The following is a 24,061-nucleotide window of genomic DNA, read 5'->3' on the forward strand; positions in this document are numbered from 1 at the left end:
TCTAAAAGCTATTTACCAATAATTTATGCGAGTAAATCACTCTCACTCATCGGAAAATAATAATTTGGGGGGACATATTGAAAATTGAACTACTGGTATCTGACTGGTGCCAATCCTGCCATCAAGCAGAAAAAATCTGGCGCGAAGTGGTTGAAGAAAAGGATGTGGAATTTGCTGTGCTGGATATGTCCCAGCCAGAAGGTAAAGCATTGGTCAGCCAACTTCGCCTGAAAACCATTCCTGCTCTCGTCATTGATGGTGAGCTCAAGGGAATTGGTGTGCAAAGCTTAGCTGAAGCACGTTCGTTGGTTGAAGCCGCCCCATCAAAAGCCAAATCGGATATGCAGCATGCCGGAATTTCCCTTTCCACAGATAATCGATATTTTGCGATAGCATCCATGATCTACCTTATGCTTTCAGGCATGGGGTTAATTATCAACGGTGCATTATTGTCCGATGGTCCAGCACGCCCGGTTGCTTTGCATCTCTTCACTGTCGGTTTTGTTCTTTCATTGATTTATGCATTAGGTGCGCACATGCTGCCACGATTTACTGGCAACCCAATCCAAATGGGCAAATGGCCTTGGGCTCAAATGGGGCTACTACACTTAGGTTTGCTTGGATATGTTGCGGGTTATCTAGTTGGATTGCATGTCATAATTGTGGCTGGAGGCGTGTTTATCTGGCTTTCTCTGTTCGTTTTCTCCCTGCGCATCTGGCCTGTTTTGTGGCCAAAAGCCAGTAATAATGATAGTAAAATTATCGATCTTGTTTCTCAATGAATGTTCAAGCGTCTAATTGGCTTGAGCAGTGACGCCATCTTCTACGTCTTCTATGTATATCTGTGTTTCTGTCCACTCTTCTCTATGCGCCTTAATTACCGACCAGATACCCCATGGCACAACAATAATAAACATAATTGCCCACAATGCCAAAACGCCGTGCCAGTTACCAAAAAGCTCATAGATTGGTGAACCAAATGGCACCATGAACCCAGCCACCCCATAAAAGCGATAACCGGCCCATCTATTATATTCAGCCACTTTTTTGTTTGGATGATAGGCTATTGATGCATAAACGAAGATTGAAACTGCAATCCAAATCATGAGCAATGGCGCAATGAGAACGGCAAGTATGCTGCCAATGTTAAATGCCTGTGACGCAAGGCGCGAATCTTTAGCCAAAATATTTGTTTTACTACCCACTTACAACCTCCTGAATAAATCAAAAAAGCAGCACTACTGAAATTTATACTGTCCCAACTTTTCCATCTAACGAATGTAAAAATTTAGAACAACCATTTATAATAAATATCAAAAGGTGTATTATAAATACATCTAATTGGAAGTCAAACAGACAAATTCACTTTCAAGCATACTCGGAGGATTAAATATGCGTTTGTTATCACCCGAATCACCGATAAACATTAAGTCAAAATCCTGGCAGGAGATAAACATGTATACACAATGGAAAAAAATTTCGGCAATGCTGTCCGCTACCCTAATGTTAAGTGCGAGTGTGTTGACAGCCTTGGCGCAGGATCACAATCATTCAAACAATGATTCACCAGCGCAACTCACGCTCAACCACGGTCAGAAATGGAACAGTGATGCCAACCTGCGCCTGGGAATGAGCCGCATCCGCGATGCGCTGAGTTCGGAAATGCTGTCTATACAGTCAGGTAACACAACCGCGGAGCAATACCAAGTTCTGTCAAAGCGAATAAAAGTCCAGATTACTTTTATGGTGCAGAACTGCAAGCTGGATCGAGAAGCGGATGACATGCTCCATCTCATACTGGGCGACATCATTGCCGGAACGGACAACATGATAGGACAAGGCAACGATAATGCCCGTAAAGGCGCGAAAAAGATCGCTTACGCCCTGGACAATTATGGTACCTATTTTGCTCATCCTGGCTGGTACGGGGTGAAAGCTCCTTAGGGGGACATCATCTCAATCCTCAATTTTGGAAAAGATCATGACTAATAATGACCAAAACAACCTTTTACAACATATCCGTGAAAGCCTGGAAAACATTTATGCCAAGGAAAGTCCCGAGAAGAAACGCATTCGCCAGCTGAATAGAGTACAACTTGAAATCGCAGGCTCTGGGGAGTGGGACGACCCATTCGGAAGGCCCGTTCACCAAAAGACGCGTTGAAAGTAAAGAATTTATCCAGCATCAGGCAACACTTTGATGTAATTTCTGTTAATACAATGCAGTCAAAGTTGATAGCGGACAATCCGGAAATGCATGTAAAAAAGCCCGTATAAGAGCCGAATGAAACGAAACCCAACCCTGCAACCTTTATCGCGAGATCACCATGCCGCTCTTTCTTTGGGAAAGGCTTGTCAGAGCGCAGCTCTATCATGCAATGAAGCAACGGTGAGCCAAACCTACCAGCGTGCCATCACGGCGTTCTCGAAAGAGCTGGATCCGCATTTTCAGATTGAAGAGCAGACATTACTGCCACTACTAAACACTGCTGATGGTTTGAACAGAAACGATATCGATGCACTAAACAACTTTGGAAAATGTTTAACTGCTCACGTGCGCTTTGAGGAACGTGAACTTTTCCCGGTAATTGAAAGCTTGTTGTAGCTGGTGCTTAGTTACCTTCTCATTCATTCCCTGCCATACACAATCCAATGATCAATGATAATTCTGAATAAATACGATACTTTTAACTTACGCCCTCGCACCAACTCATACGGTAGCGGTTTGAACTGGTGAGTGAGTATGACGTACTGCCATGTGATAAATCTGAAGCAGATCTTCTTCAGTGACGTCAATAAACGAATCCATCTCAGACAAGGCATAAACAAGATCGCTGTGGGCGATCATGCATTTCTCGGAAGGGGCATCGCACGCAACTTTTGAAACATCAACCGGTACGGAAAGCCATTCCGGATAACGGCGCCAGCGAAAAGGGTAGTTGGCGGCAACCGCAACAATCAGAATGATCAGCACATTGACCAGTACGGGCGTAACCATAAACCAATAGCCCAAGGCACGAATCGGCTCGCCTCCCATTACGGCCACCAGAGACGTGGCTCCGCCCGGTGGATGGAGACAATGCAGGTAATGCATAGCAGCAATAGACAAAGCAACTGCCAGAGCCCCGGCATAAAGCGGATTGGCCAGCAGTTTGGCGCAAGTAATGCCGATGAAGGCCGACACCAGGTGTCCACCTAATAGCGACCAAGGCTGAGAGAGAGGGCTGTGGGGCGTTGCGAAGAGCAGCACGGCTGATGCCCCCATAGAAGCAACGACTAAAGCTGCACCATGGAAATCGAGAATCCGACCGCTGACAAGTAATACCAGCAAAATCCCCACAAATCCTCCAACTGTTGAAATCAGCTTTTCTGCATGACTGGCTGGATGCGGGTCATGACTACGAAGTTGCATCCAGATGCGCTGCATGATGGTCGAAACTATTTTCATACGTTCCCCTTAAGTAAGTAAATAATCTTGTAAGAACACATATATTTTTTCTTTGATGAGAAACCACGCATCTAGAGTAAGTTTTAATTAAACATTTAACAAACGATATTTTTTGGTATTATCTATCGGTAAATTCGATAGATAAGGTAGATTATGGAAATTGAATTCGCCCGAACTTTTCTTGCTGTCGCTGCTGCCGGTAATTTTGTAGGTGCTGCGCAGCGCCTGTACATTACTCAATCCACCGTAAGCGCTCGCATCCAGACATTGGAGAAACAACTGGGTACCACTCTGTTTCGGCGCGGTCGAAGCGGCGCAGAACTCACGCCAGCTGGACGTCGTTTTCTGCGACATGCCAAAACGCTGGTACAGACGATGGAGCAAGCCAAACACGATGTCGGCCTTCCTGCCGGATTCCGTGGAAGCCTCACCCTAAGCGGGCGCATCGCTTTATGGGATGGTTTTTTGCCGCAATGGGTGGGAAGGATGAGAGAGACATATCCCGATATTTCCCTGCGGCTGGAAATCGGCTTTGAGGAAGGCATTATGCAAGGTTTAGTTCAGGGCACAGTAGATGTTGGGGTAATGTATACGCCAGAAAGTCGCCCCGGTTTGGGAGTTGAACGACTCTTCGAAGAAGTGCTCGTGCTAGTTGCCTCTGATCCCTCAAGAGCGTGGCCAGATCCAGGCTATATTCACATGGATTGGGGATCAGAATTCCATTCTCAATTTACAACAAGTTTTCCAGAAATGGCGCCACCAGCAATCACTGCTAACATAGGCTGGTTGGTGATGCAGCAAATTCTCCATTGTGGAGGCTCAGGATATTTCCCCATGCGTATCACTCGGGACCTGATTGAACAGGGTCAATTGTGGTTGGTTCCTCATTGCCCTTCATTTTCACTCCCTGCATACATGGTATTCCCAGTAGATCGACAAGAAGAAGTCTTGTTGAATGCACTTAATAGCTTACGCGCTCTTAGCCTGGAGGAACGCACCGCCAGCAAGAAAAGCTTGCGGACAACGAGCATCAAAGTATGACCCTCTTACCTAGGAAAAATATTTCATCACATTGTGTACGCCATGCATTTTAAATAAATCAAACGACGCTCTCAAATGAGGCCAGATACGATCAATTTACCAAATTGAAAACTGCACTGGAGTTGGCAACACCATCAGTAAAACCTGGAGAAATATCAGATTAAGTCGTGACTATTACACCCAACCTGCCAAACTACGGCAAAATCCTGGCTAAACGAAATCCAAAGCCGTATCCATAACGGTACGCTGGAACTGACCAGAAGCGATAGGTCGCGCTGTGGTCCTGTGGCTCGCTGTTCCATGAACCGCCTCGAAGCACGCGCTTCACGCCATCCCCTGACCATGCGCTACCATCCGTAGGTGCGCCTTTGTAGCTATCGTGATAGCTGTCCTCCACCCATTCCCAGACGTTGCCGCTCATGTCAAATAAGCCAAACGCATTCGCCTGTTTACGACCTACTGGCTGGGTTGTGGTGGGGCTATTTTCGTCAAACCATGCCACGCTGTCCAGATAGTCACCGCCGCAATAGGGATGTTGTTTTCCCGCATGGCATGCGTATTCCCATTCCGCCTCAGTTGGCAGCCTGTAGTGCTGGCCGGTCTTGGCGTTAAGCTTCTGGATGAAAGCTTGTGCATCGTTCCAACTGATGGTTTCCACAGGGCAGTCCTCACCACAGTTAGTAAACGTGCTCGGGTTGTTACCCATGATCATGCGCCATTGACGTTGGGTGACTTCAGTCTTGCTCAAAGCAAAGGGCTTGGCGATGGTGATGCGATGGAGAGGTCTTTCATTAGTGAAACTATCGTTTGAGCCCATCATGAAACTGCCCGCAGGAATGGTCACCATCGCATCAGCAATTTGGGCAAGAATTTTTGCGTCTTCACGGTTCTGCGCGTCTTTACTCATGCGCGCTGTAGACAGTACCGCTTCAATTTTCTTCAGCACGCCTTCACCGATGCTGACATCCTGCTCAAAAACACGTTCGTATGATGCTTCCAGAGTTTTAAAAACCCGCAGAGTGTACTTCCCTTCCGCGACAGTCATGCTTATAGGGCAAACACCTTTGAACTCGCCGTTGATTTGGACTTTCGCGCCGACGTCATCACTCTTACAAGTGATGCGCAGTTCTGAAGCAGAAACACTCACTGAAGTAATAGTAGCCAATAAATAAAGAATTAACGAGATCAGACTTACTTTCATTATTGCCTCTATCAAATTAAATACAATTCTCTTTAACTGCAATATGTATCAATAAAAACTGCTACCAGCATTCTGAAGAATAACAATTAGCCTTACAAGTGCAGTTAATTGCCTATACGGCTTGAACTGCCTTGGGAAGAAAATTGCATAAAAAAGCCCGGCAGATGCCGGGCTTAAATCCACATCTAACTGGAGTAAATTACAGCGGTGCTGCCGGGCAAGTTGCTGCTGTGGCACCTCTCAATGGCTGGATCGTCTTGAACGAGTACGGGTTAACGTTTGGTAACCGTTTCACGTTGAGACGGTGCAGTGGCAGATTGGCTACCGACACCAAACCGCCAATACCACCAGAAGCACTAGGCGCCCGCAGATAGTTCACTACGGCCTCACTGATATCGAGCAGGTCAGTGCTGGTTGGTAATGTGTAAGCAACAGTAGTGACACCGGTAGTTGCGTTGTAAGTAGGTACGGCTACATCTACAACTGTGCCATCGGTCTTGACCGTTTGAATCAAGCGACCCCGGCATGGTGCACAGTTGTTTATGGTACCTGGATCATCGTTATACCAGTAGCCAGCCACGCTATAGCCGGCAGCTCCACTGAAGCAAGCTTGAGTAGCGGCATTATACTTATCAGAGATGTTCACTGGATTACCACCCACTTTCATGTTGGTCGCACGATCCACTGCTCCGGTTGCCCCATCGATACCATATCCTGCACAGGCATCCAGATCGTAGCTCACATTGCTGTAACCAAATAACCAACCGCCCGTCCATTTTGTTGCGTCAGCATTGAATGTACCGTCGCTTGCATTTTCAGCCTGGAACTTAAGGTCATAGCCGCATGCCTTAGGCGAACGACCCACCTTGGCAGCAATCGGGATGTAGTGGTAGATATCCTGCATCGTGATCGCTGAACCAACAGGAATATGCGTGCCGTAACGGAAGCCACGCAACGCTGCCGCATCAGAACCTGCAGACCAGCGCATAGCGTCAGCTATCAGGTCGTGCGAGGAACCTTCCACCACGCCAGCCATGTCTTCGTCCATGAAGTTGGAACGATGCAGGGCCACGTTGGAGTAAGCGACAACCTCATCAATTGGACGCAGCAAAGTAGTGGTATTGCCACCCACGGTTACAGCCTGACCAGGCACAAAAGTGCCCATTACAAAAGGTGTCCGCACTTGCTTGACCTTGGCAGCCACAAAACGGTTTTCACGAATGGTGTCAATGATAATGTGAGGCGTCCATGTCCATGTGACCTTGCCGTCACCTGGCATGGTATGTCCGGCGCTCACCTGAAAATGCATTTCGCCTAGCATAGTACCGTCCTGACCTTCTTCCACAATGAGGGTGCCAGTGGGGGTTATGATCGGCTGAAGGGTTTTCTCATGCATATCCGAATTCAAGATCAAGTCAACACCAGGGTACGTCTCAGCCAGAGCAATATCACGGCCCATTTCAAGCTCCGAGATCAACACAACCAGATCGACCTGCTCAGCACTTCGCAACTGATTGATATAACATGGCAATTCAACCTTCCCATCATTAAATAAATAGCCGGCGGTGACCGTAGGTGAAATGGCCGCGATAGCCCGAGCTGTAGTGAAACCAATAACACCTACTTTGACGCCATTCACCGTTTTAACCATATAGGGCGGGAGAACTCGTTTGAGAGGAACACCTGACGCATTTTTTACACCGCAGACAGCAGTACTATCGGTCTGGTTAGTGTAATAGAGGTTTGCCGCCATAGCGTTCCAGTTTGCGAGCGGGGCTGTCGTACTGTTTCCCTTAAAGGTTGCTTCAAAGCGCGCTGGGCCGTATAGGAAATCCCAGTTACCAGGCGCATGCGCGTCAACGCCGAGCATGTTGACAACGTCGATCAAAGCTTGGCCTTTTGTGAACAATGCTTCGGCAGAACCCTGAACAGTATCACCGGTATTGAAGTAGAGAGTCTTTCCAAGATTCTCTTGGCGGATTTGTTGAATGACTGTGGCCATTCGAGCCAGCCCGCCTTCCATGTGCCCGGGAGTGGAATCACTGCGGACATTGGCGCGTGGAACAAGGTGACCATGAATGTCACCACTATGGATAAAAACGACTTCACCGCTTCCGGCATAAGTTTGCGAGCCAATGCTAAAGCTGGCCGAAATGGCACAAGCCATTGCAAGATATTTGAGCTTCATATTCTTTAATCCTCTTGATGGTAGGAAGTAACTGCATTTATTGAGTTAGATATTTGACCGCCGAGCCACGCCTATCAAGCCTATCAGGCCTGACCCTAGCAGCCATGCGGCCGCAGGAACAGGGACAGCGGAAACGCTGGGGCTGAAGGTGATGTGGGCAGTTGCATGCTGTGTCATGCCTAACGAGGGGTCCTGATCAATGCAGCAATCATCCACTACAGCAGTGATACTGTAGGCCTGTCCGGGGGTGAATCCACTGATGCTGTAACTCGCAATTACGGAATACATGCCAGAGTCTGTGGCCCAATCGTTCGAGTCGAAATTATTGGCCCATTGTGTTGCAGAGGAAGAAAACATTACCTTGGAAGCATCTACTATGCCCTGATAGCTTAGTATGGGAGCATTGTTACCGCTTACGCTAGCGCCACTGAAGCTGATGGAGAGATTTGGGCTGGTTGAGAGGGCATTCCAGAATCCGACCGCGCCTGGCCCACTAACGTCACCATTCCATTGCTCGCCGTAAGCGCTCATATATTCATCAATCTTGATCTGAAAATTGCCAAGACCATCGCTTGAATACAGCGAAACATCAAGCGGTTTGTTATCGAGCATAGTGCTGCTGATATTATTTGCCAGCACACTTTGGGAACCCAATGCAAGAAGCACCACTAGCATGCCCCCCGGGATTTTTATTAGTCTCATTATGACCTCCAATTTATATTTTAAGACTGGCTCCCGGGTTACAATCCGGAAGTCCAGCAATTTCGTTTCCGCAATTTGTGATCTGATGCAGTCATCCCGACTCATTGTCAAATAGATGACCTCACCAATACCATCTTTAGCAAAATATGTGCCCAGAAGTGTTTTGAAAAACACAATTGTATTAAATAAAAAAACGTCATAAATAGAATGGGTTGGCGTTATCGTTTTTTGTAAACAAACTGATAAAAATATTGCCCCGCTTATTTTGATCGAGGATCGGGTAGGAATGCTGGCGAAAAAAGGGATTCTTTGCCCGAAAAGTAATTTTTTAAAATAAAAAATTGTTGGAACGTCATAATTTGAGGTGGTTATATTGTCAAAAATGCGACAAGTAGATTGTTTCTATAATGTTTTTAAACTTCATCTGCAAGCCTGGAAGTTTTTTTGATTAGCTTTACCAATACGTGGCACAAAGATACCGTCAGGTGCTTTCCAGTTTTGTTTGCCGACGCAGAAGTTAATCAGCACGCAGTGTATAAGTTCGTCGGTAGATCAATGCAGCCATGATCCTGTGCATTGTGCGGGTTCAACACCTGAAGTGTGTAAGTCAATAAGGAAACCCATTGAATGAAATACCAGCCAAATACAGACACCATCCAGCCTTGTCCATAGGGCAATTCAATTACAGTTTGGAGCTTGCCAAATAAATTAAAGATTAAGATCACCTTGTCGCTAAATATATTAAGCACCATAAAATCCCAAAACTCTTATGAATTTCTAGTGACGCGTATGCTCAGGGGGCGACGATATGACTGCAACCATCCAAATTCCTATCGCTGGATACAAATCCATCTACAGCGTTGCTGATGTTGATCGTGCCATGGAAGACTCTTCTGCTTCTAAAAACGATTCACTCAAATCACTTTATGAAAAAATGATTCGCTCTGGTGGCATGCGCTACATCATCAAGCCCTCATCTACCGAAGGTATTGATTCGCTCTATGAAAGCTCACCGAACTTCACGGAAGTGATCGACAACTTCAAAAAACATATGTCCTTGGCGATTTCGGGTAACGAGCCCATGCAGATCACCCCTATTCTTCTGCTCGGTGAACCAGGCTTGGGTAAGACGTATTTTGCAAAATCCGTCGCAAAAATTCTTGGCACTGGCTTCGAATTTATCTCCATGAGTTCGCTTACAGCTGGCTGGGTATTGTCAGGCGCATCTTCACAATGGACCAATGCCAAACCGGGAAAAGTAGCCCAATCTTTAGTCAATGGTGAATATGCAAACCCACTGATAACGTTGGATGAAGTAGACAAAGCCGGGGGCGATTCCCGCTATGACCCGATGGGCGCTCTTTACAGTCTGTTAGAGCAAGACACAGCCAAACATTTTAAAGATGAATTCATTGAAGTTTCAGTTGATGCAAGCCACATTCTCTGGATTGCTACTGCAAACGATGAAAGCAGCATCCCCGAACCCATACTTAACCGGATGAATGTCTATACAATTGAGCGTCCGGATTATGAAGGCTCGCTAAAAATTGCCCTCGCTGTTTATCAAGACATACTGAACGACCACAATTGGGGGTTTCCTACTGAGCCTGCTCAGAACGTGTTGGAAAAATTGGCTTCAATAGCCCCCCGAGATATGCGCAAGCTGCTCATCGACGCGTTCGGCAATGCCAAGCTTGCAAATCGCGATAAGTTGCAACCTGAAGATTTACACACAGAAAAGCTGGGGAAAGGAAAAAACAGGATTGGGTTTTAAGATTTTTTAAACAGCTTAAAATCTATTATTGTGACCTTGTAACATTCTGAATAACGCATTACTCAATAAACACCACGCACTTTATGCCCTGATGTTAAAATGGTCTATTATCAATTTAACATGTCGTCAACATTCCTCTGCCAATCACTGCACACAAGACAATCAGTGTACCGCCTTGCTGCTTCACAAGTTTCACGACATGAGAAATTAAAAAAAAATTTCCACATATCAATGAGATTCCGTTCACTTTTTCCCTATTTCTGGTTATTAACCCTAGTCTGGCATTCGCTCGTTGCCGCAGCCCCCATTTCAGTGGCGTTGGAGAGTGACGCTGCAATTGGCTTATATACCAGTTTCTTAAAAGATCAGACCTCTCAACTCAAGTTGACAGATGCAGAAGCAATTTACAAGTCCGGGAAATTCTTGCAGAGTCAAAGTCCCTTCCTTAACTTTGGCATTGGTTCAAAACCCGTTTGGATCCACTTTTCCGTCGATAACCCAACCGGCGTACCTGTAACAAAAAGATTGTCGATTGAGACTGCATGGCTTGATAGTATTGATATCTATGTAAAGCACCAAGGTATCAATGTCGCTGAATATCACCTTGGTGATAGCAAACCGTTCGCACTGCGCCCCCTCAACAGCCGCTTTTTCACCCTTGATCAGCGATTCAATACGGGCGTAAGCGACGTCTTCCTGAGAATCGAAACGCCAGATCCCATGGTTGTTCCAATCTATCTGATGAACCCAAAAATGGCGCAACACCAGGAAATAGAGCAAGGTTATAGCTACGGCATCATCTATGGTTTCCTGTTTGCTTTAATTGCTTACAACATGACACTTTTCATTGGCTTAAGGAGCTCACGCTTCTTTTTTTACTCCCTCTATCTGACGATGTTCATGGCAATGAACATTGCCTACACTAGCCACGGTTATCAATGGATCTGGCCCCTGTCTGTAAAATGGCAGCTTTGGGCACCTCCCGTACTGATGTATTTTTATTCACTAAGTGGACTGCTGTTTGCCATTCGCTTTCTGGATACAAAAGACAATTCCCCCCGAATTTACAATGCAGTCTTGTGGTATAGCGCCGTATTCGGAGTCTGGCTTGCCGCCGCAATCATGATGGATAGTCAGCTCTATGCCCTGCTCAGTGCATTTACTTTTATGTCCCTGTTCACCATCATCATGCTGTTTCTGGGTGGCGTTTCAGTCTACTCGGGTCATAAACCAGCTCGCTATTTTCTATTAGCCGCCATTGCCGCCATGGTAGGCGCCGTACTGACAACGCTCTCCACCTGGGGCTTTATACCTCTCAACAACTGGACATTCCGTGCAGTTGAAATAGGCATGCTAATTGATGCGACACTCCTTGCACTGGCCCTGGCCTACCAATTTCGCGTTGGTCAGGAGGAAAAAATTCGTGCAGAGCAACTTGCACAGTTGGATCCACTTACGGGTTTGAACAATCGGCGTGCATTTTACGATAAAACCGCGCCACTCTGGAGTATGACGCTACGCAATGGACGTAGCCCCTCCGTCATTTTGCTCGATATCGACTTGTTCAAGGAAATCAATGACAATTATGGCCATCCACATGGGGACAAAGTTCTGGTCGTAATTTCCAATTTGCTTAAAAAATTAATCAGACAAGCTGACGTACTGGCCAGATGGGGTGGCGAGGAGTTTATTATCTACCTGCCTGAAACAAGCCCTCAAGAAGCAACAACGCTTGCAGAAAGATTGCGATCTGAAATTTCAAACATCCGTGTTCCACACTCAACAGGTGAAACAGCGGTAACAGCTAGTTTCGGCGTTGCCCCAAGAAACACTCAACATGCCACACTGGATTCCCTCATAGCCACCGCGGATGACTTCCTTTATCATTCCAAGCAACAAGGCCGGAATCGTGTGACCTGCAGTTCAGTTAGTCAATAATCAGAAAACACCATTTAAAAAGTCACTCAGCAGGACAACCCCAGCCACAGCGTTGCTTCCACCTCCAACCAATGACAGGAACAAAAGCATGATAAAACTGAAACTGCACTGGCAAATTCTCATTGCTCTTTTACTCGCTGTCATTGCAGGTTCATTAACAGGGACAACGACTGAACTGTTTGGTGTGCGGTTTTATGCAATGTTTGATTTCATCGGCACGCTTTTCCTGAATGCTTTGAAAATGCTGATTGTGCCACTAGTGGTGTCATCTATCATCGTTGGCATAGCCGGCATTGGGTCAGGTAGCGCATTCAGCAAGTTGGGCCTGAAAACCCTGCTGTATTACGTAACCACCAGCCTGTTTGCCATTCTTGTGGGACTTATCATTGTAAACATGGTGGCACCTGGCATTGTAGATGGTGAACCAGCAAAAAATCTGATCGGCTTATCGGAAAACACCAGTGACGTAGTAGCCAAAGTAGAAGGGAAAGGCACGGGTGATCTGGTTGGGGTTTTCCTGCGGATGGTACCAACCAACGTTGTCGCTGCTGCCGCAGATGGTCAGATGCTCGGTTTGATTTTCTTTAGCCTGCTGTTTGGTTTCTTCATGACCAAGATCGAAGAAGACAATGCGGAAAATATGTACACCTTTTGGCAAAGCATCTTTCAGGTAATGATGAAAATTACTGACTGGGTGATGCTATTTGCTCCTATTGGTGTTTTTGGATTGGTCGCCAAGGTGGTAGCCAGCACAGGATTTGCTGCTTTTGTCCCGTTGGCATGGTTCTTTTTGAGCGTGATGGCGGGGCTACTGGTACACTTTCTGGTGGTACTGCCACTGCTGCTCTATTTTGTCGGACGGGTAAATCCACTCAACCATTTTCGCGCCATGGCCCCTGCTTTACTCACCGCTTTTTCAACGAGTTCTTCTGCAGCCACCCTGCCGCTTACCATGGAATGCGTAGAAAAAAATGCAGGCGTTTCTAACCGGACCAGCAGCTTTGTATTGCCACTTGGTGCCACTGTTAATATGGATGGTACGGCTTTATACGAATGTGTAGCCGCCATGTTCATCGCCCAGGCTTATGGGGTTGAACTAGGGTTTGTGCAGCAATTTACCATTGTGCTGATGGCCTTGGTGACTTCTATTGGTGTGGCAGCCATTCCTTCCGCTAGCCTGGTAGCCATTGCCATCATTCTGGCCGCTGTCGGTTTACCGGTTGAAGCCATCGGCCTGATTCTCGCTGTCGACCGCATACTGGATATGTGCCGTACTTCGGTCAATGTATTCAGCGATTCCTGTGGTGCAGTAATCATTGCTCGCATAACTGGAGAAAAAGGCGTGCTTGGGGAGCCGCCCCTGAATCAAAATTAGTTTCACTATATCGAAAAAACCGTGCATTCATAAAAGGCCGTTAGATTTTCTGCCTTGTATGTATGCGATTATTACTAACTTAACTTGAAATGACCTACCGTATCCCTGACAGAAGAAACCACTCCATTCATTTCTTGTGCCTTTTCAGCAACATTATCCGCTATCGCAAGTGAAGATTCTGCTTTAGCGGAAAGACGCTCAATATGTTGCGCAATTTCGCTTGCAGCATGCTTCTGCTCACTTAATACGTTTGAAACATCTGCTACAACCAAACCAACCTCTGCGGCTTTCGCAGCAACAGAATCAATTGCTTCGCCTGCGTGCGATGCAGCTGCAGCACCCTCTTGTGCTTTAGAAACAGCCGAAGCAATTCCATCAAGAACGATAGACTTGCTGTCCTGTATTTCCTGCATGGTAGTACCTATTTCCTCAGTAGCTTTGTGCGTGTGCGTTCAGCCAGCTTTCTAACCTCATCCGCCACAACAGCAAAGCCCCTGCCCTGGCCGCCTCAATCGCCGCATTCAGAGCAAGCAAGTTAGTTTGTTCCGCAATTTCTCTAATAACCAAAGCAGCTTGCCCCGCGTTTTCAGCTTTGGACCCTAACAATTCCACCAGCTGAGCAGTGGATCCGATGACTTTGGATATGTCGTTAATCATAGAAACAGTTTTGCCAACCACATCCCTGGCAGACTGGGTAAGCTCGCAAGAACTTTGCGACAAGGTGTTCGCATCATTTGCGAGATCACTCATATGTGCAATGGAGAAAGTCAATTCCTCAATGGCAGCAGCCATCGAAGAGGCATTCTCATGTTGATCTCCTGCGCTTTGTCGGCACATTCCATTCAATACTTTAAAAAAACTTTTAAAACAATCTAAAATCAAGTGAATGACACTAAAGATAGAACTACGCACCGGAAAATCCCGGTAATATCGATTTGCACTATTCATAGATTGAAAAGTTGGGAACCCATACTCATTTACCAGCGATAAAGTAAAACAATGGTTGCCCTCTCAACGGCCTTACACAACATAAAAACTATAAATAAGTACTATTTATTACATTATTCATAAAATTTTAATTAAATTCATAAAATAACTATTTAATGATCGTATATTAAGGCCAAATATAGCTTATTTATTAAATTAAATTTCAAAAATACAAACTTCTTTAAGGTAATAATTTCTATCTCTTTTACTTGATTTTAAGAGAAATATTTTATTCTTTTATTTGTAATAGTTATTAAAATGTATTATATTTAACTAAATTCACAATAAAACATAAAAATGAACCTAAATTTTAATTCCTATGACACAGACACCTTCTACGATGAATTAATGCAAGCCCCCGGTGTACCAAGACCCGGCGCTAAAATATTAGTTGAACGTATAGAAGCCCTCCCGGATGGCGACATACTTAGCCGCCAGAAAGCTGCAGAAGCTGCCATGTATAACATGGGCATTACCTTCACTGTTTACGGTAGTGACGAAGGCACAGAGAAAATTTTCCCCTTTGATATTATTCCGCGCATCGTAGAAGCCGATGACTGGGCTTATATCGAACGTGGCTTGAAACAACGTATTCATGCCCTGAATCTATTTCTGGACGATATTTACCACGACCAGAAAATTCTGAAAGACAAAATCATTCCAGCAGAAATGATCCTCTCTGCCTCATCATTTCGACCGCAATGTGTTGGACTGGATGTTCCTCGTGGAATTTGGTGTCACATCACCGGTACTGATCTGGTGCGTGACAAAGACGGACAGCATTACGTGCTGGAAGACAACCTGCGTTGCCCATCAGGCGTTTCCTATGTGTTGGAAAACCGCCAGGTACTCAAGCGCACTTTCCCTAACGTTTTCGAAGCGTCAAAAGTAAGGGCTGTAGATGACTATCCTGCCCGCTTGCTGGAAACGCTTCAATTTCTGGCGCCTGAAAATATATCGTCTCCCAATGTAGTCGTACTTTCACCAGGCATGTACAACTCGGCATTTTTCGAGCACTCATTCCTGGCGCAACAAATGGGTGTGGAACTGGTAGAAGGTAGTGATCTGGTGGTAATGGATGGTTTTGTTCACATGCGAACGACACGTGGTTTTCAGCGGGTCGATGTGATATACCGAAGAATTGACGATGATTTCCTTGACCCTAAGGTGTTTCGTTCAGACTCTGCCCTGGGTGTGCCAGGCATCATGGACGTATACCGCAATGGCCGCGTAGCGCTCGCTAACGCGCCTGGCACCGGTATTGCAGACGACAAGGCGGTATATGCTTATCTACCTCAGATCGTAAAGTATTACCTGGATGAAGACATGATTCTTCCCAACGTGCCCACGCATATCTGCGCAGATGACAAAGAGCGAGAATACGTTCTGGCCAATCTGGATAAACTGGTCGTTAAAGCTACCAATGAATCCGGCGGTTACGGTATGCTGGTAGGACCACACTCCACACCAGAACAGCGTGCCGAATTTGCTGAGCTGATTCGCAAAAACCCTCGCAATTACATTGCACAACCGACCCTCGCCCTGTCACGCGCACCGGTTCTGGTAGAGGACCATTTTGAAGGTCGCCATATCGACCTTCGCCCTTACATTCTTTATGGTAAAGATATTTACGTCATGCCTGGTGGATTAACCCGGGTAGCACTAAAAAAAGGATCATTGGTAGTCAATTCATCTCAGGGCGGTGGCAGCAAAGATACTTGGGTGCTAAGCAAATGACCACACAAACAATAAATTCAAAAAGGAGCAAACAAAAGTGCTGAGTCGTGTCGCAAATTCAATTTACTGGATGAGCCGCTATCTGGAACGAGCGGAGAATGTCGCACGTTTCATTGAGGTTAATCTGAACCTTAGTCTGGACATGCCATCCGAATTCGGCGAGCAGTGGGCGCCATTAGTGAATATTACCGGTGACCATGCCGAGTTTTCCAAACGCTATAGTGAGCCCACTCGCGAAAACGTCATGCACTTCCTCACATTCGATCGCGAAAATCCAAATTCCATTTTTAGCTGCGTGCGTAATGCGCGTGAAAATGCGCGCTCGGTGAGAGAAATTATCTCGTCGGAAATGTGGGAACAGGCAAACCGGTTTTATTTACTGGTCAAAGATGCCGCCACCAATAAAGCTGTGACAAAAAATCCCCATGATTTTTACACTGCCGTAAAAATGGCAAGCCATTTGTTTGATGGTATTACCGAGGCCACAATGTCCCACGGCGAAGCCTGGCATTTTCTACAGGTGGGTGAACTGCTGGAACGCGCCGACAAAACCTCACGCATACTGGACGTTAAGTACTTCATTCTTTTGCCGGACGTAAGCTCGCTTGGCACGACTATCGACAATATTCAGTGGGCAGCCTTACTCAAGTCCGCAAGCGCACTAGAAATGTATCGCAAACATTTCAAACAGATCAATCCCTCTAAAGTAGCCGATTTTCTGATATTAAACCGTGAATTTCCGCGTTCAGTGCATTCTTGCCTGGATCGTACTGCTGATTCACTGCATGCTATTACTGGTTCGCCTCTGGACGCCTTTAGCAATAAAGCAGAGCAACGCCTGGGGCGTTTGCTTGGTGAATTAAACTACACACAAATTGACGAAATAATTACAGGGGGATTGCACGATTTTCTCGATGGATTGCAAACCCGATTGAATCAGATAGACGATGGAATTTTCGAGACCTTTTTTGCGTTAAGAACCGTCACTAATGGCAATCCACACTATCAAACCCAATCACAAATGCAATGATTTGATGAATTTTAAACAGAAAAAATAAAAAGCTGGATTACCCCCACCATCCTATCGCAAGTATCAATTCAGATTGAATGTCTTGGTTCTTGCAATATCTCCATTACGCCATTTTACCTTCAGTTTCTTTCTGATGCTTTATCTATACTAACAATCAGTTAACTGCGGGTTTGTAACTATTTTTTTAGATTAAAAGAACTCATGCAGTCTCCAGATTATTTCACGATGCACCAACACTTCATGCAAAATAAATATCTTGCATAATTATTTCCATCATCTATCTTAAAATGCGGTCTACAAAAAAACAAAAACTCTCAGCTTAGAAATTTTCATCAAATCAAGCTAACAGTTTTGGAATTCTATAAACAGACCATCCAATAATACAGGAAATAATCAATGGCAATACCTGACACAAAGGTAGAAATGGCATGGGGTGAGTACAAAATGCTCGCAGATAATATTCTAAAATTCGACAATCTGCTTTTCATGATCAAATCATGGTCAATCACTACTTTTGGAGCACTACTCGCGATTTTTTTCACCAAGATTGGAAACGAAGCCATTTTGTATCTTCAAATCGCTATGTCACTTTTATTTTGGGTGACTGACTACATCTACAAACGCTTCCAGAGTTTTCAAATAACAAGAAGCCGCTTGTTGGACGTATTCCTCAACAATAGCGACAATTATGAAGAATATAGAGTACCGGATGTGTTATTCAAAAACGCCTACAATTCAACCGCGGAACAAGAAATACTCAAAGGAAGAGGATTCCGGTTAGGGAAGCAATTTGTTTACTCTCAGCGGGCAATCAGGGCAAAACTGTTCTTTGGCCCTCAAACATCCCTTCTTTACATTTGCCAGATCATAGGCGCCATAATCATTTTGGTGTTTTATAGATAAAAGGAACAACCATGCTGAATGGACAGATAGCCCAACTTTGGGATTTTCACCTGCACAATCTGATTATAAAGGGGATCAGTAATCCAGAAATAAGTCCCTACTATGAAGACACGAAAAACATTTCAGCGCGCAGATTCCGGCGTTTTAATTTCTGGTTTGCAAATTATCGCTACGATACTATCCATAGATTTCCCTCAGAAACGCCTTATGCACTTCAGATGGGTCAATTATTTTACGAAGGAGAACCTCTCAAGGATTTACCTTTTAAAATACTGGAAACCCATGATGATTATTGGGGAAGCGAGACAAGTTGGTGGTTCAAAGATATTCCTGTTCTGGGTAAATACTATGACTTACGTCTTAACCCCATCAATGTATGCTCAAACCTCAAATACAAAACCGGGTTTAGTGGCGAGCTGAAAGGTTGTGTATTTTGCCAGCGCTGCTATGAAAGCCCTCGAAAATCCGAAAATAGAACCATTGTTCCCATTCATGAAATTTTTGCAGAAATATTCGCAGAACATGGCAAGGATGCATTGGAAAAAATAACGAAAATATTGTTGATCACCGGGGATGTGCAAACAGAGGCTGGTATGCTGCAGTTAGTGGAAGAAATACATCACAATCACCTTGCCCCGGCAAACTTCAAAGGTACATTTTCTGTTGTTACAACGACCATTCGGTCTCATGAAGGAATACAACGGTTATCGCAAATTGATAACACCTTGTTCGAGTTCCCGATTGAATGCTTCACTAATCGCAAAACCATACTGGGCGAAGCAAAAGGCATTCCGTTAGAGCAAGTTGCCGAGATACTCTCCATTGCCCGCAAATACTTTAAATATATCAGAGTCAATTATTTGTTCGGATTGGACGACATCGAATCCGCGCGCAAAGGATTCGATTTTTTTGCCAAGAACAACCTGTTGGATGATGTTGTTTCAAACATATTTGTACCCTATTCAGAACAGGCTATGCAATTTAGAACACCTCAAAGCAATGCAATGCACTACATATATGAAATGCGTGCACTTATTGAACAATATGGCTTTTCACCCAAAAAAACCGGCACCACAAAAGACGCGTTCTCACATTTTGCCAAGCCATTCAAAGCAGATGAGTTAGTATCGCTGAACCAACCGCGAGCACAAAAAATAGCGACTTGCAGTTCGAATACAGGCCACCCACCAGCGTTACCCACCACAAAAACTCCCTATAGAATTAACCAGCATTCCTAACTTCACGATTTAAATTGCAGCAGTGACAATCTCCAAAATAAAAAAATGTATTGATCTAAAAAAAAACGCCAATTGAACATTTTTTTCAATATATTTGCGACATATGTTTTGCACTTGTAAGTTATCAATCTTTGGCTATATTTAATCAATGTTATTTTGGGGGAGTGAGTTTCACCAGAATGCAGTTGCTCAGATTTTATTCTGAAAACAGGGTATTTTGGTTCAGCATTAAACGCTTTCGTTACTCATTCATGTGAAAAATTAGCGTCAGAACCATTTTATTTATTGGCAATTTTAGCTTCTCATTGGGTATGCGTTACAGGTTTTACAGTACTTTGTAACTTAGTAGATTTCAATCTGGCGATCGGTGCAAACATCGATCATCTGCATGATGTCAGCACCAGGAGTTTAGCCATGAGATTCTCACGAGTATCCATTTCGTCCAAGTCACTCGCTATCGCAACCCTACTTGTCTGCGCTAGCATATCCGCAATTGCTGCGCCCATCACTTATGGCAGCCTGAGCAACTTCGATGTAATCAACGATACAGGGCAAGCCTGCAATGGTTTCGAGATTGAACTTGAGGGCATTTCTCCCGGAGACATTGTCTATACTTTCGGTGACACAGGTGGGCCTAATCCTGTCCTGTATATCCGTTATGGCAAGCCGACAATTCATCCCAATGCCACAGGGACCGGATCAATTGTCCGCTACGCGAGCCACTATGATGCTGCCTCAAAGCAATTCACCGATGCAACGCCTGCGGCGGTCTCACCCTACCCGGTCACTATGGGCCACCAGTGTTGGGTATATGGCGATCCGACACACTACTCGGGGAGCGGATGTGAGCACTTCGGCGTCTCGCTGGTTAAAAATCCCACCAAGACCACCTACCGCTGGCTGATAGGCGACAACACAACTGGCACCCTGAAAGTGGCTGGTACCATCGGGAGTCCAAATATCCCTGCTCCGGTCAATGTACCCGCTCCAATATGGAATATCAGCCAAAATCCGCCACCTTCCCCAGGCTCACCCCCTATACCAGTAGTAATCGCTGTGGTGCTGGCGCCCCCAGCGCCACCACTCCCACCTAGTGGCGTCGGGCAATGGGGAGATGCTATCTGGATGAAAATATACAAAACCGAACTTCCCGGGCCAGTTGAGCTGGATGATCTCGTACTCGGTGGAAATGCCGCAAATCCGGTTCCTAACCCCGATGTCGATCCGCCCGAGATCGAGTGGCAGCTGCTGCAATCAGCACCCATTGGCAAAGTGGGTATCTTTGAAAAGAGCGAAAACGGCGGTGAAGTCGGGGCTGGAAATGAAGCAGTCAGTCGGCGCTATGAATTTTACAAGTACACGGGGCAGTACGACCAGGATCCAGATAATTTACACGAGGCATTCTGTGATAACCCAATAGAGTTAGCGCAGCAGACGCCCGCCCGTTGCGGCACCCCTGACGGTAATGGCGTTGCCGGCGTCGGCGATCTGATCGGCGCACAGAATGCGGCGCTGAACCTTGTACCACTTTGTGCTGCAGATGTCAGCGGATCTGTATCCATGAAACGTTCGGGCTATCTTTTTGACTTCAAAACCAAACTGTTTTCTCAAAAAGTCACGCTAACCAATACAGGCAACACCACAGTTTTTGGGCCATTATCCCTCGTACTGGACAACCTTAATCTCAGCGCTCCTGATGGTCTATATGACGTACCGTCAGGCACCACTAGCTGCACTGCGCCACAAAATAGTCCATACATCAACCTCATTAGTACGAGCGACATGGGGCTTCCCCCTGGAAACAGTATTTCTGTCGTGCTGAGATTCAGTGATGCAACCAAAAAGGCAATCACATACAGCACACGGGTGTTATCCACTTCCGGATCAAGATAGGAGTACGATATGACTACCAAATGTCTCACCTCTACATGGGCGTTTTTGATCCTTATGGCAGTATCTAGCCTTGCTGAAGCTAACCTCATTTATACGGTTACATTGAACACAACCGCCATAGCCGGTGGAAACTATGCCTTGGCATTTCAGCTGACTGATGGATCCGGGACGGGGGATGGCAACAATACTGCAACGCTTGGCAATTTTAATTTTGGTGGCGGAAGTGCAGCCGGATGTCCTGCAAACTGTACACTCTTCGGGGATGCTAGCGGTGACGCCACTTCTTCTGTGATCCTCAATGACAGTACTTTTTTCAATGTATTCACAGAGCGTTTTACCCCTGGCAATAGCCTCTCGTTCATTCTGAATCTGACAACTGTAGCTGAAACGCCAACACCCGATGCGTTCGCTTTTGGCATTCTGGATAGCGCGGGCAACCCGATTCTGACACTGGATCCACTCGCTTCCAGTTTTTTATCCATTGACATCGATTCAACCCAGCCTACCCCATTGTTGTGGGCAACTGACCCCGCCAGCCCTGTGGCGATCAATGCGCCCACACTAAGTACACCTCCCCCAGTAGTAGGCGTATCCGAGCCGGGCAGTCTGCTATTAATAGCCGCAGGTATGGCTGGTTTGATTTGGTCTGCTCGCAAAAACACACCTTGGCTTGAGACAAATGAGCCACTCTGACCTTATAGCAAACATTGCAAAACAGCCACCAAAGATTGACGTAATTTTGGGGAGGCAATACAGATAAAAGTTTTCATTAGCCTCAGTTTTAACCAAACGTGCGGCCACAAGCACAGCAGTTATTTTAAATGGCAGTCTGTGTCGCGCCAAACATTGACCTTGGATAGCCAATAGACCAAGGCTAATTTAAATAAGTTGATCTGACGTTCAGCTTAAGTAATGCCTATCACAATGATTTGAATGAAAGTGTTGCTTTATTCACCACCCTAACTGCTAGTTTTATATAAGATGCAGCAATGTCATGACAAGCGCCATCTGACAAAAAAAGCCAATAGCAAATGCCACCGTTCGCAGTAAAGGAATTGCAAAGGTGTAAAAGATGACGTGCGCAACCCTGACAACAAAATACACCATGCATGCATTGGCAGTAATTGCTGTACTCGTCCCCACTAGTTGAAGTGTCAGCACCAGCGGCGAAAACACAACAAGGTTTTCAACCGCATTGGCGTGCGCTCGCATCAGGCGCACCGCCCATTGAGCCTTTGGGTGGGTATCTGGTTGCGGATTCCATACGGCCGCCCACGCACCATGTTCATGCTCCTTCATTCGGTTCAAAATATAGGGAATCCATAAAAGGGCAGTTAGCGTTGCAGTCATTACTAGCCAAAATAGCTCCGTTGTCATTGTCGTATGCATTTTCTTTCCTTATTCCAAATTTAAAAGAAGTGAAGTGGTAATATCGTGCTATTGAAGAATAGATGTCACTGACGGTGTTAACAATGAGCAAAACCACTGAAAGCTTTGCTGAAACTACTGATATTTCATCATGGAACGATGTTTTAAGTGACACCCTGAGATCGATGAGGATAAGCGGAAGCTTGTTGCTTAGGGATCAATATGCACCCCCTTGGGCAGTTGCGATTCCTGACGCCAACAAATTAGGCGAATTGTTGAACATAAAAAAAGATGTACGCGTAGTGGCTTTTCATTTGGTTGAGCGCGGGCACTGCGAGATCACGCTTCAATGTGGGAATAAGGTAATCGTTGAAGCAGGCGAGATGGTGATTTGTTTTGGCGGTTCATCTCACCTTATTTCGCAAGGTTCCATTCAACAATCTGTGCCCGTCGAGGAGCTCATGGCCGGTGGTGACAATGTATTCAGACCAGACAAGAATAATCTTGCACGAAGTACATCAATTATGTGCGGCATTTTCATGTTGCATGATACTCATCTAAACCCACTTTTTGCAGGGCTGCCACCGTTGTTGCACGCGTCAGTATCTCGCGTTAGTAGAATTCACAACTTATCTGGCGTTGCCCATCTGATGTCTCAAGAAATTGAACGTCAATCATTCGGAGGGGGGTTTGTAGTCGAACGACTACTTGAGGTGCTATGCGCCGAGGTTGTTCGTTCGCATTTTGAAACAATTTCACCCAAGGATGCATCTTGGTTCAACGGAATAAAAGACCCAATCGTAGGTCGCGCTATAAAAATGATTCATATGCAACCTGGCGAAAAATGGACTGTAGAGCGGCTAGCCCGAGGGGTTGCAATATCTCCTTCGCGTTTTACAGCTCGTTTTACTGCTGCAATCGGTGATAGCCCTATGGCGTACGTTACGAAATGGCGAATGAATGTGGCAAGTCGGCTTTTAAATGGCACTCAGCAAGGGATCGGACAGGTAGCCACCCATGTTGGCTACGAAAACTTGGCAGCTTTCAATCGTGCTTTTAAAAAACATACTGGCATGCCACCGGCAGCTTGGCGACACGCAAAATCCCTCGCACATTAATGACTTATAGTCAAAATTGGCAGCAGAGTGTCAGTAGGGGTCATTGACCGAGCAAAAAGGATCGAGGGCTGAATGTCTGCTGCTGGCAGTAGCTGCCGTTCAGCGAATCCTGGTCATGGG

The 24,061-nt window shown here is 45.7% G+C and carries 23 protein-coding genes; 15 read left to right on the forward strand and 8 right to left on the reverse strand.

The window, feature by feature from the left end; translation table 11 throughout:
- The first annotated feature begins 77 nt into the window (after positions 1-77).
- Positions 78-782 carry a thioredoxin family protein gene (locus EDC63_RS03040; protein ID WP_165922893.1) on the forward strand — a complete coding sequence of 235 codons (705 nt, stop codon included), beginning with the start codon at positions 78-80 and terminating at the stop codon, positions 780-782.
- A 12-nt stretch (positions 783-794) separates the two neighbouring features.
- On the opposite strand, the gene EDC63_RS03045 is transcribed toward EDC63_RS03040, so the two are convergent.
- Complete coding sequence (locus EDC63_RS03045; protein WP_124947447.1) at positions 795-1,205, reverse strand: hypothetical protein; 411 nt, start codon at positions 1,203-1,205, stop codon at positions 795-797.
- Positions 1,206-1,455: 250 nt separating this feature from the next.
- On the opposite strand from EDC63_RS03045, the gene EDC63_RS03050 reads away from it, so the two are divergent.
- The 3 genes from EDC63_RS03050 to EDC63_RS03060 all read left to right on the forward strand — a co-directional run bounded on the left by EDC63_RS03050 (position 1,456) and on the right by EDC63_RS03060 (position 2,605).
- The gene (locus EDC63_RS03050; RefSeq protein WP_124947446.1) at positions 1,456-1,944 is read left to right on the forward strand and encodes a hypothetical protein; all 489 of its coding nucleotides are present in this window, start codon (positions 1,456-1,458) and stop codon (positions 1,942-1,944) included.
- A gap of 37 nt (positions 1,945-1,981) precedes the next feature.
- A complete protein-coding gene (locus EDC63_RS03055; protein WP_124947445.1) occupies positions 1,982-2,164 on the forward strand; it encodes a hypothetical protein in 183 nt (60 codons plus the stop codon).
- 120 nt (positions 2,165-2,284) lie between these two features.
- Positions 2,285-2,605: a hemerythrin domain-containing protein gene (locus EDC63_RS03060; protein ID WP_124947444.1), complete on the forward strand. Its 321-nt coding sequence runs from the start codon at positions 2,285-2,287 to the stop codon at positions 2,603-2,605.
- 105 nt (positions 2,606-2,710) lie between these two features.
- On the opposite strand, the gene EDC63_RS03065 is transcribed toward EDC63_RS03060, so the two are convergent.
- On the reverse strand, positions 2,711-3,448 hold the full coding sequence (locus EDC63_RS03065) for an HPP family protein (RefSeq protein WP_223248396.1): 738 nt from the start codon (positions 3,446-3,448) through the stop codon (positions 2,711-2,713).
- A gap of 153 nt (positions 3,449-3,601) precedes the next feature.
- On the opposite strand from EDC63_RS03065, the gene EDC63_RS03070 reads away from it, so the two are divergent.
- Positions 3,602-4,489, forward strand: coding sequence for a LysR family transcriptional regulator (locus EDC63_RS03070; RefSeq protein ID WP_132920880.1), 888 nt, complete (start codon positions 3,602-3,604; stop codon positions 4,487-4,489).
- A 193-nt stretch (positions 4,490-4,682) separates the two neighbouring features.
- Here EDC63_RS03070 and EDC63_RS03075 read toward each other — a convergent pair whose 3' ends face one another.
- From EDC63_RS03075 to EDC63_RS18705, 3 genes are all read right to left on the reverse strand, one after another.
- Positions 4,683-5,690, reverse strand: a complete 1,008-nt coding sequence (locus EDC63_RS03075; protein WP_124947443.1) for an SUMF1/EgtB/PvdO family nonheme iron enzyme — start codon at positions 5,688-5,690, stop codon at positions 4,683-4,685.
- 199 nt (positions 5,691-5,889) lie between these two features.
- Positions 5,890-7,878: a bifunctional metallophosphatase/5'-nucleotidase gene (locus EDC63_RS03080; protein ID WP_124947442.1), complete on the reverse strand. Its 1,989-nt coding sequence runs from the start codon at positions 7,876-7,878 to the stop codon at positions 5,890-5,892.
- A 45-nt stretch (positions 7,879-7,923) separates the two neighbouring features.
- Positions 7,924-8,580: a VPLPA-CTERM sorting domain-containing protein gene (locus EDC63_RS18705; protein WP_223248394.1), complete on the reverse strand. Its 657-nt coding sequence runs from the start codon at positions 8,578-8,580 to the stop codon at positions 7,924-7,926.
- Between the two features lie 808 nt (positions 8,581-9,388).
- Between EDC63_RS18705 and EDC63_RS03090 the strand changes: the two genes are divergently transcribed.
- From EDC63_RS03090 to EDC63_RS03100, 3 genes are all read left to right on the forward strand, one after another.
- A complete protein-coding gene (locus tag EDC63_RS03090) occupies positions 9,389-10,354 on the forward strand; it encodes an AAA family ATPase (protein ID WP_124947441.1) in 966 nt (321 codons plus the stop codon).
- Between the two features lie 231 nt (positions 10,355-10,585).
- Complete coding sequence (locus EDC63_RS03095) at positions 10,586-12,292, forward strand: sensor domain-containing diguanylate cyclase (protein ID WP_124947440.1); 1,707 nt, start codon at positions 10,586-10,588, stop codon at positions 12,290-12,292.
- Between the two features lie 88 nt (positions 12,293-12,380).
- Positions 12,381-13,667, forward strand: a complete 1,287-nt coding sequence (locus EDC63_RS03100) for a dicarboxylate/amino acid:cation symporter (protein ID WP_189836539.1) — start codon at positions 12,381-12,383, stop codon at positions 13,665-13,667.
- Positions 13,668-13,741: 74 nt separating this feature from the next.
- Here the strand turns inward: EDC63_RS03100 and EDC63_RS18660 are convergent, their stop codons facing one another.
- Positions 13,742-14,080, reverse strand: a complete 339-nt coding sequence (locus EDC63_RS18660; protein ID WP_124947439.1) for a methyl-accepting chemotaxis protein — start codon at positions 14,078-14,080, stop codon at positions 13,742-13,744.
- 16 nt (positions 14,081-14,096) lie between these two features.
- The gene (locus EDC63_RS19070; RefSeq protein ID WP_399166133.1) at positions 14,097-14,504 is read right to left on the reverse strand and encodes a methyl-accepting chemotaxis protein; all 408 of its coding nucleotides are present in this window, start codon (positions 14,502-14,504) and stop codon (positions 14,097-14,099) included.
- Positions 14,505-14,951: 447 nt separating this feature from the next.
- On the opposite strand from EDC63_RS19070, the gene EDC63_RS03115 reads away from it, so the two are divergent.
- From EDC63_RS03115 to EDC63_RS03140, 6 genes are all read left to right on the forward strand, one after another.
- Complete coding sequence (locus EDC63_RS03115) at positions 14,952-16,391, forward strand: circularly permuted type 2 ATP-grasp protein (RefSeq protein WP_132920881.1); 1,440 nt, start codon at positions 14,952-14,954, stop codon at positions 16,389-16,391.
- Between the two features lie 37 nt (positions 16,392-16,428).
- Complete coding sequence (locus tag EDC63_RS03120; protein ID WP_124947438.1) at positions 16,429-17,421, forward strand: alpha-E domain-containing protein; 993 nt, start codon at positions 16,429-16,431, stop codon at positions 17,419-17,421.
- 396 nt (positions 17,422-17,817) lie between these two features.
- The gene (locus EDC63_RS03125) at positions 17,818-18,324 is read left to right on the forward strand and encodes a hypothetical protein (RefSeq protein WP_124947437.1); all 507 of its coding nucleotides are present in this window, start codon (positions 17,818-17,820) and stop codon (positions 18,322-18,324) included.
- Positions 18,325-18,335: 11 nt separating this feature from the next.
- The gene (locus EDC63_RS03130) at positions 18,336-19,562 is read left to right on the forward strand and encodes a hypothetical protein (RefSeq protein ID WP_124947436.1); all 1,227 of its coding nucleotides are present in this window, start codon (positions 18,336-18,338) and stop codon (positions 19,560-19,562) included.
- Between the two features lie 414 nt (positions 19,563-19,976).
- On the forward strand, positions 19,977-21,455 hold the full coding sequence (locus EDC63_RS03135; protein ID WP_124947435.1) for a hypothetical protein: 1,479 nt from the start codon (positions 19,977-19,979) through the stop codon (positions 21,453-21,455).
- Positions 21,456-21,464: 9 nt separating this feature from the next.
- Positions 21,465-22,148 carry an NF038129 family PEP-CTERM protein gene (locus EDC63_RS03140; protein WP_124947434.1) on the forward strand — a complete coding sequence of 228 codons (684 nt, stop codon included), beginning with the start codon at positions 21,465-21,467 and terminating at the stop codon, positions 22,146-22,148.
- 279 nt (positions 22,149-22,427) lie between these two features.
- Here EDC63_RS03140 and EDC63_RS03145 read toward each other — a convergent pair whose 3' ends face one another.
- Positions 22,428-22,844, reverse strand: a complete 417-nt coding sequence (locus tag EDC63_RS03145; protein WP_223248391.1) for an MAPEG family protein — start codon at positions 22,842-22,844, stop codon at positions 22,428-22,430.
- Between the two features lie 83 nt (positions 22,845-22,927).
- On the opposite strand from EDC63_RS03145, the gene EDC63_RS03150 reads away from it, so the two are divergent.
- Positions 22,928-23,941, forward strand: coding sequence for an AraC family transcriptional regulator (locus tag EDC63_RS03150; RefSeq protein WP_223248390.1), 1,014 nt, complete (start codon positions 22,928-22,930; stop codon positions 23,939-23,941).
- The last annotated feature ends 120 nt before the right edge of the window (positions 23,942-24,061 follow it).

Origin of the sequence: Sulfurirhabdus autotrophica, from assembly GCF_004346685.1 — a bacterium.
Taxonomy (GTDB): domain Bacteria; phylum Pseudomonadota; class Gammaproteobacteria; order Burkholderiales; family SMCO01; genus Sulfurirhabdus; species Sulfurirhabdus autotrophica.